Source organism: Microbacterium esteraromaticum (genome assembly GCF_014084045.1).
Lineage (GTDB): Bacteria > Actinomycetota > Actinomycetes > Actinomycetales > Microbacteriaceae > Microbacterium > Microbacterium esteraromaticum_D.
Genome location: NZ_CP043732.1, coordinates 756470 through 774545 on the forward strand (window position 1 = coordinate 756470; position 18076 = coordinate 774545).

The 18076-nt window shown below is 70.6% G+C and carries 12 protein-coding genes and 2 pseudogenes; 2 read left to right on the plus strand and 12 right to left on the minus strand.

Annotated features, from left to right (window positions below; all coding sequences use genetic code 11):
- Positions 1-351: 351 nt before the first annotated feature.
- From FVO59_RS03690 to FVO59_RS03700, 3 genes are all read right to left on the minus strand, one after another.
- On the minus strand, positions 352-1371 hold the full coding sequence (locus tag FVO59_RS03690) for a MerR family transcriptional regulator (protein WP_182254776.1): 1020 nt from the start codon (positions 1369-1371) through the stop codon (positions 352-354).
- Between the two features lie 88 nt (positions 1372-1459).
- On the minus strand, positions 1460-2638 hold the full coding sequence (locus FVO59_RS03695; protein ID WP_182254778.1) for a thiolase family protein: 1179 nt from the start codon (positions 2636-2638) through the stop codon (positions 1460-1462).
- A 77-nt stretch (positions 2639-2715) separates the two neighbouring features.
- Entirely contained in the window at positions 2716-3876 is a 1161-nt protein-coding gene (locus FVO59_RS03700; protein ID WP_182254780.1) for an ROK family transcriptional regulator, read from the minus strand.
- Positions 3877-3943: 67 nt separating this feature from the next.
- On the opposite strand from FVO59_RS03700, the gene xylA reads away from it, so the two are divergent.
- Together xylA and xylB are read left to right on the plus strand one after the other, a co-directional pair.
- Positions 3944-5134 (plus strand): xylose isomerase, encoded by a 1191-nt coding sequence (gene xylA / locus FVO59_RS03705; protein ID WP_182254782.1) that lies wholly within the window; start codon positions 3944-3946, stop codon positions 5132-5134.
- A 56-nt stretch (positions 5135-5190) separates the two neighbouring features.
- Complete coding sequence (gene xylB / locus FVO59_RS03710) at positions 5191-6585, plus strand: xylulokinase (protein ID WP_182254784.1); 1395 nt, start codon at positions 5191-5193, stop codon at positions 6583-6585.
- A gap of 50 nt (positions 6586-6635) precedes the next feature.
- Here xylB and FVO59_RS03715 read toward each other — a convergent pair whose 3' ends face one another.
- The 9 genes and pseudogenes from FVO59_RS03715 to FVO59_RS03755 all read right to left on the minus strand — a co-directional run bounded on the left by FVO59_RS03715 (position 6636) and on the right by FVO59_RS03755 (position 18074).
- Positions 6636-7562, minus strand: coding sequence for an aldose 1-epimerase family protein (locus FVO59_RS03715; RefSeq protein ID WP_182254786.1), 927 nt, complete (start codon positions 7560-7562; stop codon positions 6636-6638).
- 5 nt (positions 7563-7567) lie between these two features.
- Positions 7568-9091, minus strand: a complete 1524-nt coding sequence (gene araA / locus FVO59_RS03720; RefSeq protein WP_182254788.1) for an L-arabinose isomerase — start codon at positions 9089-9091, stop codon at positions 7568-7570.
- A 32-nt stretch (positions 9092-9123) separates the two neighbouring features.
- Positions 9124-10692 (minus strand): xylulokinase, encoded by a 1569-nt coding sequence (locus FVO59_RS03725; protein WP_182254790.1) that lies wholly within the window; start codon positions 10690-10692, stop codon positions 9124-9126.
- A pseudogene (locus FVO59_RS03730) lies at positions 10689-11407 on the minus strand (class II aldolase/adducin family protein). Before FVO59_RS03730 ends, FVO59_RS03725 begins: the two are co-directional and overlap by 4 nt.
- Before the next feature lie 363 nt (positions 11408-11770).
- Positions 11771-12775 carry a LacI family DNA-binding transcriptional regulator gene (locus FVO59_RS03735; protein WP_259363420.1) on the minus strand — a complete coding sequence of 335 codons (1005 nt, stop codon included), beginning with the start codon at positions 12773-12775 and terminating at the stop codon, positions 11771-11773.
- 70 nt (positions 12776-12845) lie between these two features.
- Complete coding sequence (locus FVO59_RS03740; RefSeq protein WP_182254792.1) at positions 12846-14105, minus strand: FAD-binding protein; 1260 nt, start codon at positions 14103-14105, stop codon at positions 12846-12848.
- 51 nt (positions 14106-14156) lie between these two features.
- Positions 14157-15673 (minus strand): annotated as a pseudogene (gene arfA, locus FVO59_RS03745) (arabinosylfuranosidase ArfA).
- 44 nt (positions 15674-15717) lie between these two features.
- Complete coding sequence (locus FVO59_RS03750; RefSeq protein WP_182254793.1) at positions 15718-16818, minus strand: sialidase family protein; 1101 nt, start codon at positions 16816-16818, stop codon at positions 15718-15720.
- Positions 16815-18074 (minus strand): family 1 glycosylhydrolase, encoded by a 1260-nt coding sequence (locus tag FVO59_RS03755; protein ID WP_259363421.1) that lies wholly within the window; start codon positions 18072-18074, stop codon positions 16815-16817. The genes FVO59_RS03750 and FVO59_RS03755 overlap by 4 nt, the downstream gene beginning before the upstream one ends.
- Between the last annotated feature and the right edge of the window lie 2 nt (positions 18075-18076).

Sequence of the window (18076 nt, forward strand, 5' to 3'; positions counted from 1 at the left end):
GCCCGCCCGGCCCCGCCGGCCCGACTCGCCCCGCACACATGTCGGCGCAGAATACGGATGCAGGCAGGATGCCCCGATCCACGCCGACATCCGTGCATCCCGCCTGCATCTGCACCGGCGCACACGACGAGAACCCGATGCCGCCGGCGCCCGCGCACTGATGATTGGGCTGCCGTTCACCTCGCCGTCATCTCCAGCGCGTACAACTGTCTGTGCGCGGCTACAGAGCTTGACCGGATCGGGTGCCTGCCTCAGTCGCGCCGCGGTGAGCGTGACGCTCCCGCCGCGGTCCCAGACCGCGAGACCCCCGCCGAATCGGGTCGGCGGGGGTCTCCCCTTCCGTGTGGGGCGTCAGCTCAGGATGTCGACGGCGATGATCGCGTGGTTGTCTGGCTCGCCGGCGCCGCGCACCGCGTCGACCACCCGCTCGACAGCCGAGGCCGCGGTCTCCGCCGAGAGCAGGGCCACCAGCGCGTCGTCGGAGAGCAGGGCGTGCACGCCGTCGGTGGTCAGCACGAGGCGATCGCCGGCCTGCACCGTGACACCGGTCACGTCGGGATCACTCGGCAGGCCCGCGGCAAGCGCGCGGTTCAGCACAGCCCGTCGCGGATGCAGGCGCGCCTCCTCATCGGTGAGCCGCCCGTCCTCGACGAGCGCCGCCACCTCGGTGTGGTCGGACGTGAGGCGGCGCAGGGATCCGTCGCGCAGCAGCCACGCACGCGAGTCGCCCAGATGCGCCACCGTCGCGATGTCACCGCGCAGTGCGAGCGCGGTGAACGTGCTCCCCTTCTCCTCGCCGTCGAGACCGGATGCGCAGGCCGCTGCGAGGGCGTCCCACTGCTCGTCTCCGATCGGCTGGGGCTCGGCTGCCAGCATCCCGACGAACCGGCTCGAGACCGACGGCGTGCCTCCGAATCCGTCGGCGACCGCCCACTGGATGTCGCCGACGTGCACAGCATCGAGCTGCGCGTCGCGGGCGCCCTGCCCGAGGGCGTGGGCGACCCGGGTGCGGAAGGTGCGGGTGGACGTCATCGTGCTCTCCTTCGATCGAAGGTCGGCGATGAGGGCGGAGACCTGCATCCGGCGCGATCGCGCATCCGCCTCGGTCTGGCGCCAGAAGGCCGTGACTTCCTCGGCCGCGGCCCCTGGCCGTGGCTCGAGCGCGACGCGGATCCTCGCCAGCGGCATCCCGATCCGGCGCAGTGCGGCGATCAGCCGCGCGGCGTCGAGCTGATCGGATGCGTAGTACCGGTAGCCGCTGCTCTGGTCGACCTCTGCGGGACGCAGCAGCTGCAGATCGTCGTAGATCCGCAGAGCCTTGGGGGTGAGCCCCGCCTCGCGGGCGAACTCGCCGATCGACATGAGATGCATGCGCTCCATCATTCCGCTCATCGCGCCGGCGACTCTCGCCGGCCGCACCAGAGTCGGCCCTGCCCCGGGGCAGAGTCAAGGGCGGCGCTCAGAGGCGTTCGAGGATGAGGGCGTTCGCCATGCCGCCGCCCTCGCACATGGTCTGCAGCCCGAGGCGTCCGGCCGTGCTCTCGAGGTGGTCGATCAGCGTGCCGAGCAGCCGGGTGCCGGATGAGCCGAGGGCGTGCCCGAGTGCGATCGCTCCGCCGCGGGGGTTGAGCCGCGCGGGATCGGCGCCGAGCTCGGCGGCCCAGGCGAGAGGAACCGATGCGAAGGCCTCGTTGACCTCGTATGCATCGAGGTCGTCGATCGACAGACCCGCCCGTTCGAGCACGCGGCGCGTCGCCGGGATGGGACCTGTGAGCATGAGCATCGGATCGTCGCCGATCACGTCGAGCGCGACGATCCTCGCCCGCGGAGTGAGCCCGAGCTGCTCTGCGCGGTCGGCGCTCATCATGAGCGCTGCGGACGCCCCGTCGGTGAGGGGCGACGAGTTGCCCGGTGTGATCGCCCAGTCGAGGTCGGGGAAGCGCGCGGCGAGGGCATCCGTGCGGAACGACGCCGGGAGGCCGGCCAGCCGCTCGAGCGTGGTGCCTTCGCGCACGGTCTCGTCGGTCCTGGCATCCGGCGCCTCCGGCACCGCGATCACGGTGCGCTCGAAGAAGCCGTCGCGCCACGCCTGCGCGGCGCGGGCATGCGACTCGGCCGCGAAGGCGTCGAGCCGATCGCGGTCGAGGCCCCACCGCCTGGCGATGAGCTCGGCGCTCACCCCCTGGTTGACGAGCCCGTCGGGGTAGCGCTCGCGCAGCCTCGGCGACATCGGCGAGCCGCCCGCCGCCGACGAGCCGAGCGGGACACGGCTCATCGACTCCACTCCCCCGACGATCACGATGTCGCTCTCGCCCGCGGCGATCCCGGCGGCGGCGAAGTGCACCGCCTGCTGACTCGATCCGCACTGGCGATCGATGGTCGTTGCGGGCACGGTCTCATCGAATCCGGCGGCGAGCACGGCCTGGCGCGCGATGTTCATGGCCTGATCGCCCACCTGGCTGACGCAGCCGAGCAGCACATCGTCGACCTGCCCCGACTCGAGTCCGCTGCGCTCGAGGATCGTCTGCAGTACGCCGGCGGCGAGATCGACGGGATGCACGCCCGACAGCATCCCGCCCGGCTTGCCGCGCCCCACGGGGGTGCGGACGACATCGACGATCACGGCTTCGCTGCTCATGACTCCATCCTGCCGTCGTCTGCGCTGAACGGCTCGAGAAACACGTTCCCCGGGGCCGGTCGCCGGGTGGCGCCCTGTCAGGCGAGGGGGTCTGCGAGCAGGAGGTCGAAGGCGGCGTCGGCGGCGCCGATGAGCAGGCGGTCGGCCCCCAGAGCCGCGGATGCCAGCACGAGTCCCTCCGCGGCAGGGCCGAGTGAGCGGCGTCGCACCTCGTCGTCGAACTCCGCGGCGTCGATGTCGCGCAGCACGGCGAGGAAGCCGCCGAGCACGATCATCGACGGGTTGAGCACGTTGACCGCATTGCCCAGCGTGGCGGCGAGGATACGGCGCTGCCTGGCGACCTCCTCACCCGCCTCTGGCCCCGGCGACGAGCCCAGCACGGCCGAGAGGGCGGCATCATCAGCCGCGGTGACGCCGACGGACCGCAGCAGGCGGCCGCGATTGACCTCGTCCTCCAGCACGCCGCCGGGAGCCGCGCGATCCTCGGCATCCGCGACGGTGGCGCCGGTCTGCCCCCATTCGCCCGCGTACCCGCCGGCGCCGCCGATCAGCGCACCGTGCAGGATGAGCCCGCCGCCGATGCCACTGGCACCGCCGTTGAGGTAGACGACGTCCTCATGCTCGCGAGCGGCGCCGAACAGCCGCTCGGCCCGCGCTCCGAGCGAGGCGTCGTTGCCGACGACGACCGGCAGGCCGAGTGCCGCCCGCAGCGGGGCGGCTATGTCAGCATCGCGCCATTCGAGGTGCGGGGCCAGCCGCACCAGGCCGTGGTCGGCGCTCACGAGGCCCGGCACCGCCACGCCGATCCCGACGATCCTGCATCCTCCGAGCGCGTCGTCACGCCACCGCTGCACGACCGACGCGGCGATGGCCACCGCCGCATCGACATCCGGCGCATCCGCCTCGATGCGCTCGCGAAGGCGCACGGCTCCACCGAGCGACACGGCTCCGATCTCGACCGCATCGATCTCGGGGTTGATCCCGATCGCGACGACATCGGCGCTCGGCGTGACGATCGGCGATGGCCTGCCCACCCGCCGCGTGGGATCGGGCAGCTGCTCTTCGACCAGCCCGGCAGCGACCAGTCGCGACACGAGATCCGACACGGTCGAGCGGTTCAAGCCGGTGAGTGCGGTGATCGCCGCACGAGAGCGCGGGCCGCCGTGGTGCACGAGACGAAGCACCTCGGCGAGATTGGTGCGCCTCAGCCCCTCCGCGGTCGTGACCCGTGCATTCATCCCTCCACATTACCGGAGATCGGTGATATGTTCTTGACTACAACATTTACCTCACAAGGCGGTTCCCATGGCACTCACTCCCACCAAGGCCGATCGGTTCTCGTTCGGCCTCTGGACCATCGGCTACAACGGCACCGATCCCTTCGGCGGCCCCACCCGTCACGCGCTCGACGTCGTGCATGCGGTCGAGCGGCTGAACGAGCTCGGCGCGTACGGCCTCACCTTCCACGATGACGACCTGTTCGCGTTCGGGTCCACCGAGGCCGAGCGTCAGAAGCAGATCGACCGCCTGAAGCAGGCCCTGGCCGACACCGGCCTCGTGGTGCCGATGGTCACGACGAACCTGTTCAGCGCGCCGGTGTTCAAAGACGGCGGATTCACCTCGAACGACCGCGAGGTGCGTCGCTTCGCGCTGCGCAAGGTGCTGCGCAATGTCGACCTCGCTGCCGAGCTGGGGGCCACCACCTTCGTCATGTGGGGCGGCCGCGAGGGCGCGGAGTACGACTCCGCGAAAGACATCCGCGCGGCGCTCGAGCGCTACCGCGAAGCGGTGAACCTGCTCGGCGACTACGTCACCGACAAGGGATACGACATCCGGTTCGCCATCGAACCGAAGCCCAACGAGCCCCGTGGAGACATCCTCCTGCCCACGCTCGGCCACGCCCTCGCCTTCATCGAGTCGCTCGAACGACCCGAGCTCGTCGGCCTGAACCCCGAGGTCGGGCACGAGCAGATGGCCGGCCTCAACTTCACCGCCGGCATCGCCCAGGCGCTGTACCACGGCAAGCTCTTCCACATCGATCTGAACGGCCAGCGCGGCATCAAGTACGACCAGGACCTCGTCTTCGGCCACGGCGATCTGCAGAACGCGTTCTCGCTCGTCGACCTGCTCGAGCACGGCGGGCCCGACGGCACCGCGGCATACGACGGCCCCCGGCACTTCGACTACAAGCCCAGCCGCACCGAGGACGAGACCGGCGTGTGGGAGTCTGCGGCCGCGAACATGCGCATGTACCTGCTGCTCAAGGAGCGCGCGGCTGCGTTCCGTGCCGACCCCGAGGTGCAGGAGGCACTGGCCGCGGCGAAGGTCGATGAGCTGCGCACGCCGACCCTCGCCGCTGGTGAGACCTACGACGACCTGCTCGCCGACCGCAGCGCATTCGAGGAGTTCGACGCCGGATCATACGTCGGCGGGCACGGCTTCGGGTTCGTGCGTCTGCAGCAGCTGGCCACCGAGCACCTGATGGGCGCTCGCTGACGCCCCGTCCCGTCGTCGAGAGCACGGGACCGGGTTCGGGAGGAGAGGATGTCTGCATGGCACTCGTGATGGGGGTCGACTCGTCGACGCAGTCGTGCAAGGTCGTGATCGCGGATGCCACGACGGGCGCCGTCGTGCGCACCGGCCGGGCGCCGCATCCGGACGGCACAGAGGTCGATCCCGAGGCGTGGTGGGATGCCCTGCAGGCGGCGATCGCCGATGCCGGCGGCATGGCCGACGTCGCGGCGGTGTCTGTCGCAGGGCAGCAGCACGGGCTCGTCGCCCTCGACGTGAACGGCGAGGTGATCCGCCCTGCCCTGCTGTGGAACGACACGCGTTCTGCCGGAGCGGCGGCCGACCTGGTCGCCGAGCTGGGCGCGCCCGCTCTGGCGCAGCGCACGGGGCTGGTGCCGGTGGCATCGTTCACCGTCACCAAGCTGCGCTGGATGGCAGATCACGAGCCCGATTCGGCCGCGCGCATCGCCGCCGTCGCGCTGCCGCACGACTGGCTCACCTGGCGGCTGCGCGGCTTCGGTCCCGTGCCGTCCGGGGAGGATCCGCGGCTCGACGAGCTGGTCACCGATCGGTCGGATGCCAGCGGCACCGGCTATTGGGGAGCAGAGGGGTACGACCGCGAGATCCTGTCGGTGGCGCTGCGCCGCGATGCCTCGGGGATGATCCTGCCGCGCGTGCTCGGGCCGGGCGAGCACGTCGCCGGTCCGAACGGCGCGCAGGTGGGGGCGGGTGCCGGCGACAACGCCGGTGCCGCTCTGGGCCTCGGCGCCAGGCAGGGTGGCGCCGTGGTGTCGATCGGCACCTCGGGCACGGTGTTCGCGGTGACCGATGTCCCGGTGCGCGACGCCTCAGGCACCGTCGCCGGCTTCGCGGATGCGGCCGGCGGATGGCTGCCGCTGATCGCGACGCTGAATGCGGCACGCGTGCTGGATGCCGTTACACGGCTGCTCGGCGTCGACCACGCGGGGCTGAGCGAACTCGCTCTGGCGGCCGATGCCGGCGCCGGTGGCCTCGTGCTGCAGCCGTGGTTCGAGGGCGAACGCACCCCGAACCGCCCTGATGCCACCGCGACCCTCTTCGGCTTGACTCTCGCGAGCACGACCCGCGAGAACCTCGCGCGCGCAGCGATCGAGGGCGTGCTGTGCGGGCTCGCCGAGGGTCTGGACGCGATCCGCGGGCACGGCGTCGAGGTCGGCCGTGTGCTGCTGATCGGCGGCGCGGCACAGAGCCCGGCCGTGCAGCGGATCGCCGCGCAGGTGTTCGACGTGCCCGTGGTCGTGCCCGAACCGCAGGAGTACGTGGCCCTCGGCGCGGCGGCTCAGGCGGCCTGGGCGCTCACGGGGTCACGCGCGGAATGGCATGCCTCCGACGCGCCCCCGCTCGTGGACGACCCGGTCCCCGGCATCCGCGAGGCGTACGCCGCCCGCCTCCCGTGACGTGATCGGCGCTTGCCTGCGCCGAAGAGCGGTCGCACGGGCGGCACGCGTCAGACGGCGCGGATCGTCCAGGAGGTCTCGTGCGCCTCGCCGGGGGCGAGCACGATCAGGCCGGCGCCCGAGTTGAACGCGTCGGGCGCACAGCTCATCGGCTCGACGGCCAGGCCCTGACGGGTCGACGCGGGGCTCGCGGGCAGATCGGCGGTGTGCACCTGCACCCACGGGCATCCCTCGCCCCAGGCGATCGCCGTGCCCGTGCCGTCGGCGGCGGTCACGAGCACCTCGGCGACGCCGTCGGTGCGCTCGAGCGCCGTGAAGGCGTGATCGATGAACGTCTCGCCGATCAGCCGCGGCGTGCGGAAGTCCCACTGCGGGTGCGCATCGACCGGCTCGAGCGCGATCGGGCTCAGCCGGTCCTCCGTCACGGTCAGCACCTCGGATGCCGGCAGCGCGAGCCTCCAGGCATCCACCGCCTCCGGGCCCACGGCATCAGCGACGAGGTAGGGATGCGGTCCGGTGCCCCACGGGGCGGCATCCGCCCCGAGGTTGCGGCCGGTGACCACCTGCGTGAGCCCGTCGGCGCCGAGGCGGTACTCCACCTCGACCTCGACCCGGAACGGATAGCCCGCTTGGGGCTGCACGACGGCGACGAGCACGATCCGGTCGCTCTCGACCGCGCGGTCGGCGAACTCGAGCCAGCCGACCAGTCCGTGCAGGGCGTGCCCGCGTGCCGGTTCGGTGAGCGGCAGCCGGTGCTCGGCACCGGCGAACGCGTACCGACCGTCGACGACGCGGTTCGGCCACGGGGCGAGGGTCGCTCCACGGTAGTCGGGCCGCACCTCGTCGGCCGCGAATGCCACGATGAGGTCGCGCCCGTCGTGCGTCAGCGAGCGCAGCGTCGCGCCGACGCTCGCGATCACGGCCTCGTAGCCGTGGCCGGTGAGCGTCAGCTGCCGACCCGAGACCGGTGTCGCCACCGCGCTCACAGGCCCTGCGCGAGGCGGTAGTAGGCCTGGTTCCAGCGCACCTGCTTCTGGAATTCCGGCAGCGTGGTGTCGTCGTCGATCACGAGCAGCTCGATCTCGGCCATCTCGGCGAGATCGCGGAATGCCTCGATGCCGACCGCCGTCGACATGACGGTGTGGTGCGCGGCGCCTGCCGTCAGCCACGCGGCGGCGGAGGTGGTGAAGTCGGGCGAGGGCTTCCAGACGGCACGTCCGACCGGCAGGTTCGGCAGAGCGGCGCGAGGCTCGACGTTCTCGACGACGTTCGCGGTCAGGCGGAAGCGGTCGCGCATGTCGCTCAGCGCGACGACCACCGCAGGACCGGGGTCGGCAGTGAACACCAGACGCACCGGATCGTCCTTGCCGCCGATGCCCAGCGGATGGATCTCGAGGGTGGGCTTCGCGGTGGTCAGCGACGGCGACACCTCGAGCATGTGCGCGCCGAGGATCAGCTCGTCGCCCGGGGTCATGTCGTAGGTGTAGTCCTCCATCAGGCTCGCCCCGCCTGGCAGGCCGGCTCCCATCACGTTGGCGATGCGCACCAGGATCGCGGTCTTCCAATCGCCCTCGGCGCCGAAGCCGTAGCCCTCGGCCATCAGGCGCTGCACGGCCAGACCGGGCAGCTGCTTCAGCGCGCCGAGGTCCTCGAACGAGGTGGTGAAGGCGCCGAAGCCGCCCTCCTCCAGGAACGAGCGCAGGCCGATCTCGATCGCCGCTCCATCGCGCAGCGACTCGTGCCGCTCGCCGCCCCGGCGCAGCTCGGGGGCGACGTCGTACAGCTCCTCGTACTCTGCGGCGAGGGCGTCGATGTCCGACGCGGATGCCGCGGCCACCGCATCCGCCAGGTCGTTCACACCCCACGTGTTCACCTGCACGCCGAAGCGCAGCTCGGCCTCGGTCTTGTCGCCCTCGGTCACGGCGACGAAGCGCATGTTGTCGCCGAAGCGGGCGAGCTTCAATGAGCGGGCAGCGGCGAGGCCGGCGGCCGCGCGCTGCCAGGTGCCGAGCTGCGCGCGCAGGCGCGGGTCGGATGCGTGGCCGACGATCGTCTTGCGGGGAACGCCCAGACGCGTCTGGATGTAGCCGAACTCGCGGTCGCCGTGCGCGGCCTGATTGAGGTTCATGAAGTCGAAGTCGATGTCGGCCCAGGGCAGCTCGACGTTCGCCTGGGTGTGCAGGTGGGCGAGCGGCTTCTGCAGGGCATCGAGCCCGGCGATCCACATCTTGGCCGGGCTGAAGGTGTGCATCCACGCGACCAGTCCGATCACGCGGTCGTCGGCGTTCGCCTCGAGGACGATGCGGCGGATGGATGCCGAGTCGGTGAGCACCGGCTTCCAGATCAGCCTCACCGGCACGTCGCCGGCCTCGTCGAGGGTGCGGGCGATCCGCTGCGACTGCTCGGCGACCTGCGCGAGCGTCTCGGGACCGTAGAGATGCTGACTGCCGGTGAGGAACCAGACCTCGTACTCATCGAGGGAGGTGGCGAGAGGGGTGCGAGTCATGGTCGGTCCTTGCGTGTATGCGCGGGCGGTGGTCAGAGAGCGGTGATCGCTGCGGCTTCGACGACGAGGCCGGCGCGGTACCGGTCGAGATAGGCGGCGTAGCCGGCGACGTCGGTCGGATCGGGCTCGGCGATGCGGATGCCGGCGCCGCCGAAGACGCGTGTGTCGAGGTACTCGCTGAGGGCGACCTCGGAGCCGAGGAAGGCCGCGAGCACCGCTATGCCCCATGCTCCGCCCTCGGACGCCGTGTCTGCGACCGCCACGGGCGCCTTCAGCGCCGCAGCGAGGAAGCGCTGCGCGACGCCGGCCGTGCGGAACATGCCTCCGTGCGCGAACATCCGCTCGATCGCGACGCCCTCGCGCTCGAGCACCTGCATGCCCAGGGCGAGCGTGCCGAACACGCCGTACAGCTGAGCGCGCATCGCGTTCGCGAGGGTGAAGCGGCTGTCGGGGGCGCGCACGAAGAGCGGGCGGCCTTCATGCAATCCGGCGATGGGCTCGCCGGCGAGGTGGTTGTAGGCGAGCAGTCCGCCGGCGTCGGCATCCCCATCGAGGGCTTCGCGGAAGAGGGTCTCGAAGACGGCATCCGGCGCCTGCGGCACGCCCGACGCCTCGGCGAAGCGGGAGAACATGCCCACCCAGGCCGCCAGTTCGCTGGCGCCGTTGTTGCAGTGCACCATCGCGACGGCGTCGCCGGCCGGGGTCGTGACCAGGTCGAGCTCATGATGGGCCTCGGCGAGCGGACGCTCGAGCACGACCATGGCGAAGATGCTGGTGCCGGCGCTGACATTTCCGGTGCGGGGGGCGACGGCGTTGGTGGCCACCATGCCCGTGCCCGCGTCGCCCTCCGGCGGGCAGAGGGGGATGCCCGGTTGCAGCACGCCGGTCGGATCGAGCAGCGCCGCCCCCTCGGCGGTGAGCCGCCCGGCATCCCGTCCCGCGACGAGCACCTCGGGCAGCAGCGACCGCAGGTCTCCTCCGGTGTGGGAGTCGAACCGCTCGACGAGCGCCTGATCGTAGTCCGCTCCGGCGGAGTCGATCGGGAACATGCCCGAGGCGTCGCCCACGCCGAGCACGCGGCGTCCGGTGAGCTGCCAGTGCACGTAGCCGGCCAGCGTGGTGAGGAAGCGGACCTCGCCGACGTGCGCCTCGGCGTCGAGCTGCGCCTGGCGCAGGTGGGCGATCGACCAGCGCAGGGGGATGTTCACGCCCAGCAGCTCGCTGAGCTCCGCCGCGGCGGGACCGGTGCTGGTGTTGCGCCAGGTTCGGAACGGCACGAGCAGGTTGTCTGCGCGGTCGAACGCGAGGTAGCCGTGCATCATGGCCGAGACGCCGATCGCCGCGAAGGCGCCTGGTCGGACGCCGTAGCGGTCATGCGTGTCGGCGACCAGACCGGCGTATGCCTCCTGCAGCCCGGTCCAGACGGACTCGAGCGAGTAGGTCCACAGGCGGTCCTCGTACCGGTTCTCCCAGTCGTGGAAGCCGGTGGCGAGCACCTCATGGGTGGCGGCATCGATCAGGCATGCCTTGATGCGCGTCGAGCCGAGTTCGATGCCGAGTGCCGTGCGACCGGATCGGATGGTCTCTGCGGTGGCGCTCATCGACGTGCGTCCGAGTTCTGGCCGTACACGTTCTGGTACCGGTCGAAGAGGGCGTCGATCGACTGCGGGGGATGGGGATGAGGGGACCTGCCTCGCGGGCGTGATGCACCGTGCGCGCGACGTCCTCGACCATGACGGCGGCCTTGACCGCATCCTTCGCGTCGACCCCGATCGTGAACGGCCCGTGGTTCTGCATCAGCACGGCACGCGAGCGGTGCCCGCGGAGGGTGTCGACGATTCCGCGACCTATCGAGTCGTCGCCGATGATCGCGAAAGGACCGACGGGGATGGGGCCGCCGAACTCGTCGGCCATGGCCGTGATGACGCAGGGGATCTCCTCGCCGCGCGCGGCCCAGGCTACGGCGTAGGTCGAGTGGGTGTGCACGACCCCGCCGACCTCGGGCATGTGGCGGTACACGTAGGCGTGCGCGGCGGTGTCGCTCGACGGCGAGCGATCGCTGCCCTCGCTGCCGGGGATGACCGTGCCGTCGAGGTCGCAGAGGATCATGTTCTCGGGTGCGAGGTCGTCGTACGAGACACCGCTGGGCTTGATGACGAAGAGGTCGGCGCCGGGCACGCGGCCCGAGACGTTGCCACCGGTCCAGACGACGAGGCCGTAGCGGACCAGTTCGCCGTGCAGGCGGGCGACGTCTTCGCGGACGGATCGGATCGCTGCCTCGACGTCGGGAGTGAAGGCGGGAACTGCACTGGTCACGGGCACCTCATCACGCCGGCCACTGTGACCGGTCACGGTCAGTGTGGCACGAGAGTGCGTGGTGGGTCAACCGCTGCCGCACTGCCGGCGACGCGCGGATGGCGGCGGAGACGATCGTCGGCACTGCACGGATGTCGGCGGATCCGACAGATGTCGGCGCCGCACAGATGTCGGCACTGCACGGATGTCCGCGCGACACCGATGTCGCTACCGCACGGATGTCGGCGGATCCGACGGATGTCGGCGCGATTCGGCGGTTCTCGCCGACATCTGTGCGCCGAGCCGACATCCGTGCGCGCCGCAGCAAGTGCGCGCTGCGGCAGCGGAGCGCGGCGGCAGCGGAGCGCTGCGGCAGCGGCGCGCTCAGCGCCGGGGCGGCGCGATCGACTCCCGAGCGATCAGCACGGGAACCACCGGGTCGCTGGGCGCCGACGCATCGCCGAGCACAGCGCTCACGGCGCGACGGGCGAGCTCGTCAAAGTCCTGGCGAACCGTCGTCAGTCGTGGCCAGTAGAACCCGGCATCCGGAACGTCGTCGAAGCCGACGACGCTGACATCGCGCGGCACGTCGAGCCCCGACTCGCGCAGCCCGGTGATGAGGCCGAGGGCCATCTGATCATTTGCGCTGAACACCGCCGTCGCCCTGGAGTCGCGAACCGCATCGGCTGCCGCATGCCCGGATGCCGCAGACCAGTCCCCCACGAGCACCGGCCCGGCCGGGATGCCTCTTGCGGCGAGCTCGGCGGCATAGCCCTGTGCACGCGACTCGGCCTCGAGCCAGTCTGCTGGTCCCGCCAGGTGGGCGATCCGCGTGTGCCCTGCGTCGGCGAGCGCCGCCACCGCAAGCCGCGCCCCGGCAGCCTGATCGACCGACAGCCCGCGCGCTCCATGCTCGGAGGAATGCAGCGTGACGATCGGCACGCCGATCTGCAGCGCGTCGAGCGCATCGAGCGTGCGGGCGTGGGGCGCCACGACGACGATGCCCTCCACCCCCTGAGAGGCGAGATGCTCCACGGCCCCGACGACGGCATCCGCATCCCCTGCGTCGGCGAACGCGGCGCTCACCCAGTAGCCGGCGATGCGCGCCTGCGCCTCGATCGCCGCCAGGCTGCGCGACGGCCCGTACTGCAGGGCATCCGACGCGAGCACCCCGAGGGTGCGCGACCGGCGGGTGCCGAGGGCGCGCGCCGCGTTGTTCATGCGGTATCCGAGCTCGGCCATCGCCGAGAGGACGCGCTCGCGGGTCGCAGCGGCGACCTCGGGGTGCTCGTTCAGCACCCGCGACACCGTCTGTCTCGACACTCCGGCGAGCGCCGCGACCTCGCGGACGCCGACTGTGCGCGTGCGCATCTCGTCTGACCCGCTCATCGTCCCGAGTGTACGGCCCGTCGCGCTGCGCGTCTTTGCGGGCGACAGCGCTCCTCCGCAGGTGAGGCGTTCACAGACCGAGCCGCTCCAGGTAGCCGTTCACGAATCTCCGCTCGGGGTCGAAGCGCGCCACCAGCGCGGCGAAGTCCTGCCAGCGCGGATAGCGTGAGCGCACCTCCACCGCATCCAGAGTCGAGATCTTCCCCCAGTGGGGGCGAGCGGATGCCGGAAGAGCGGCCTCGACGACCGGCAGCAGCTCTCTGACCGCGGGCTCGTCCGGCTTCCAGGTGAAGTGGATGCCCACGGCATCCGTCCCGTACGACGAGCTCAGCCACAGGTCGTCGGCACGGACGGTGCGGATCTCGTTCACCAGCAGCAGCGACGCGATCCGCTCCGCCAGGCTGCGCACGGCTTCGATCGCTGCGACGGCATCGCCGCGCGGTACGAGGTACTCGCTCTGCAGCTCAGCGCCCGCCGACGGCGTGAAGGCGAGGCGGAAGTGCGGAAGCCGTTCGAACCACTCCCCCGGGGAGCCCTCCTGCTCGCTGCAGGCCTGCGGGTCGACGCCGATGATCGGATGGCGCTTGCCCGTCGCGGCTGTCGCCCCCAGCGCGGCGATCAGATCGCTGCGCTCGGCGGCACGGCGATCGGGCCGACGCTGCTTGACCCACAGCTGATCGGCGGCATCGATTCCCTGCCACCGGGTGAAGATGCTCACGCTGGTGCCGGCGCCGGTCACGGCATCGAGATCGTCGAGGATCGAGTCCCATCGCGGACCCTCGTACACATGCTGGGCGACAGCGTAGGTCGGCTCGACGTCGAGCGTGAGATCGATGACCGCGCCCAGGGCTCCGAGCGACACCACGGCGCCGTCGAAACCAGGGTCGCCCCGGCGCAGCTCGCGAAGTTCGCCGTCGGCCGTGAGGATGGTGAGTGCCCGCACGGCAGATGCCAGTGAGCCGATCCCGTCACCCGACCCATGCGTGCTGGTGGCCACAGCACCCGCGACCGAGATGTGGGGCAGCGACGCGAGGTTCGCGAGCGCCAGGCCCTCGCACTCCAGCGCCGGGGCGATGTCGCCGTACCGCAGGCCGCCGCCGACCCGCACGGCGTCGCGCGCCTCGTTCACCTCGATCACCCGAGGCATCCGGTCGAGCTCCACCAGGCTGCCGTCGGTGTCGGCGAGATCGTTGAAGCAGTGTCGGGTGCCGAGCATGCGCACCCGCCCGCCGGCCGTCACCTCCGCCCGCAGCTCGTCGACCGACTCGGGATGCCGCACCGACGACGCCGCGTAGCGGAGGTTGCCTGCCCAGTTGCGCTCAGCGTTCACCCGTCGATCCTCCTACGGGCCGCGGGTGGTTCGCGAGAACGATCGTCCGGATCACGAGCCCAGCGCGATGGCCGTCCACGAGACGGGCGGCAGCGTCACGTGGAGTTCGCCGTCTCGGATCTGCGCCGAGTCGTTGACCCGCACCGTGACGCGCTCCGGCTGCTCCAGCGTGTTGCGCGCATACACGTCCTCATCGTCGGCGAGGGTGTGGGTCTCGAGGACGCCCACCTCACCCAGCGCTGCGACATCGATCGTCACAGTCGTCGGTTCGGTCTCGCTGCGGTTCACCAGGAACACGGCCGAGCGGCCGGATTCCGCGTCATGCGTCGCCACGGCGTCCACGAGCGGCACGTCACCGTACACGGCGGTCGCGTAGGTCGGAGCGTCGAGCTTCAGCTCGAGCGCCTGCCCCTGGGCGAGGCGCGAGGTGATCGCGAAGGGGAAGAAGGTGGTCTGCCGCCACGTCGGTCCGCCTGGCTCGGTCATGATCGGGGCGATCACGTTGACGAGCTGAGCGAGCGACGCGCTGGTGACACGGTCTGCGTGCTTGATCAGCGAGATCAGCAGGTTTCCGACGACCACGGCATCGGCGACGGAGTACGAGTCCTCGAGCAGGCGCGGGGCCGTCGGCCAGTTGGCGATCCCCTCGAGCTTGCCCTCGCCCTCGAAGCGGTCGTTGTACCAGACGTTCCACTCGTCGAAGGAGACATCGATCCGCTTGGTGCTCCCTCGCACGGCTCCGACGTGGTCGGCCGTCGCGACCACCTTCTCGATGAATCCGTCCATGTCGACGGCCGAGGCGAGGAACGATCCGAGGTCGCCGTCGCGCTCCTCGTAGTAGGCGTGGCAGGAGATGTAGTCGACCTCGTCGTAGGTGTGGCTGAGAACGACGCGCTCCCACTCTCCGAAGGTGGGCATGTGGGCGCTCGACGAACCGCAGACGACCAGCTTCAGATCCGGGTCGATCATGCGCATCGCCCGGGCTGTGCGCGCCGCGAGCCTGCCGTAGTCGTCGGCGGATCGGTGGCCGACCTGCCACGGCCCGTCCATCTCGTTGCCGAGACACCACATCTCCACGGCGAACGGGGCGTCCCTGCCGTTCCGGCGACGCTGCTCGCTGAACTCGGTGCCCCCGCGATGTTCGCGTACTCGAGGAGGTCGAGTGCCTCCTGCGTGCCCCTGGTGCCAAGGTTCACGGCGAGCATCATGTCACTGCCGACCTTCTCGAGCCAGGAGGAGAACTCGTGCAGCCCCACTTCATTCGTCTCGGTGGAGTGCCAGGCGAGGTCGAGCCGTCGAGGCCGGCTCTCGCGCGGTCCGACGGAGTCCTCCCACCGGAACCCCGAGACGAAGTTCCCGCCCGGATAGCGGATGGTCGAGACGCCCAGCTCCCGGACGAGATCGATGACATCCTGACGGAACCCCTCGGCGTCTGCAGTGGGGTGACCTGGCTCGTGGATGCCGTCGTAGATGTGACGGCCGAGGTGCTCGACGAACCCGCCGAACAGGCGCCGCTGAACGCGCCCCACCGTGAAATGCGGATCGATGGTCATGCGTGCACTGGGCATGGAGGTGCCTTCCTTCGAGGGGAGTGATTCGGTATGGAGGGGAGTCACCATGGCGGCGTCGCGACTGCGACGACGATGTCGTGACTCCCTGCGGCATTGCGGACCGTCGTCGCCTGGACGAGATCCCCCTCCGCATTGCAGATGACGCTCTGGCTGTAGCCGGACGAGTCGCCCTCGAGCGCTCGCGTTGCGGGCACCGGGAGCTCGAACGACTGCCATGCGCCGACACCGCCGGCGAGGTTCACCAGTCCCCGGTTCACGGCGTCACCACGACTGTCGAGGGCGAGACGACCCGTCGCTATGACGACGGTGCGCCCGCTCGCGTCCACGTGCCATGACACATTCGGCGTGCCGGACAGCGCGACGCCGTCGTCCGTGCGCAACCGTGTGCCGAGGTCGGCGGCATCCGCCCAATCCAGGCCGTCCGGCGACTCGGCGAAGCGGATCGGCACGTCCCGCGGACCCACGACCTCGAAGACGGCGCGGTAGCGTCCGTCGGGCATGCGTCCTGTGCTGACGAACATCCCCGGCCTGGTGAACTCGTCTGCGACGCCGAAGTCGAGGTGCGCCTCAGACCACTCGTCGGGGGTGCGTGCGGTTCGATGCACCAGAACCTGCAGCATCCGATCAGCCTTGCGTCGTTCGTCCGCGTAGTAGCAGACGAGCCTGCCGTCCACGAGGTCGAGGTGCGGCTCCCAGATGGCCGTCGTCTCCGCGGTGGGCCGCCAGTCGTACTCCGCCGGTCCTCCGGCGTCGACCTCGCTCAGGAAGCGCCACGACACACCGTCGTCGCTGGAGTAGACGACCAGACGTGTGCTCGATCCGTCTGCGGGGAACGAGTTGCCCGCCAGGAGCAGGGTCCCGCGGGAGAGCCCCGCCCAGTCGGCGGGCAGCTCGAACAGCATCGGCTGGTACCGATTGCCGACCCGGAACTGCTCGTCGGCGACCTCGGATACGAGCCGCCACGAGTGGCCGCCGTCATCGCTGCGGTACACGGGGAAGACCGCTCCCCAGGGCTCGCGCTCCCGGTAGATCTCGGCCGTCAGAAACAGCGCACCGCCGTGAGGTCCCTGCGGGTCGGTGTGAAGCAGTCGGGTGTACAGCGGTCCGGTCTCGCCGGCCACACCCTGATAGACGACAGTCATGCAGGTCTCCTCGCAGGCAGGGCGCGGGTGGCGTGGTGGCGGAACCGATCCGCGACCGGATTGCGGCGACGGGCCAGGCCGTCGTCGGTCTCGACCAGATCGAACAGCCCCATGGTCAGCAGCGCGTCGGCGCGCGGAGTGGTGGCGTGGCGGTAGGTCCATTCGTACATGTCGAACAGCGGCCACCATGTGTAGCCGACGATGTCCATGCCCTCGGCCCGGAGTCCGTCGATGCAGGCCACCGAGCGGTCGAGCCAGTCGATGCGCACCTCGGGGGTGTCGGTCACGCATGTCTCGGTGAGCATGACCGGCGCGCCGTATCGTTCGGCGTAGGTCCGCATGAGCTGCTCGAGTCCGCTCACGCCGATGTCCTCCGTCGGCCAGGGATCGATGAACCCACCGGCGTGCACGACCCCCTCCTGCATCAGCTGGGTCGAGTGCCGCGGGTAGTAGTTGACGCCCATGACGTCGGGAGCCACCGCGTTATCGCGGAACCAGGCGAGGACGTCGTCGGAGACGCCACCCGCGTTCAGCGATGCGAGCAGGGGGTGCTGTCCGTCGACGCGGCCGGTCACCAGGTCCTCGACGAGGAACGACTGCTGACGCTGCAGGTCGACGAGCTCCCTGTGCCCGCCGTCGACGTCTCCGGCGAAGAGGGCGGAGGCATCCACGTGCACGAAGGTGGCATCCGGACCCAGCACGTCGGAGATCGCGCGCTGAGCTCGCACGAATCCTTCCGCGAGCGCCATGGCGATGCGGTTGTAGCCCTGCGCGCCCTTCAGCTTCGGTGGCCAGTAGCCGATGTCGCCGCTGAATCTGGCGTGGATCATGGGCTCGTTGACGGGGGTGTAGTCGGTGACCGTCGTGGCGTAGCGTTCGGCCGTGCGGGCGGCGTACTCCTCGAAGAAGCGCGCGAAGTCCGGGTGCGCGAACTCGCGCTCGACCCACAGAGGGGTTCCGTAGTGCAGCAGATCGATGATGGGACGGATGCCGAGCTCGTCGAAGCGCTCGATCACCCGATCGACCCAGCTCCAATCCCACTCTCCGGGGGCCGGGTTGACGCGGTACCACGGCACGCCCCAGCGCATGAACTCGCATCCCACGTCCCGCGCGAGCCCCAGGTCGGAATGAAAGTGCTGGTAGTGCTCGGTCAGCTCGTACTCGTCGAGCGGACGCTCGCCCTCGTCGGCTTGAGGAACGAATGTGTCCTCGATGCCGAGGCCGAAATGCAGTCGACCGTCTTCGAACCACTTCACGA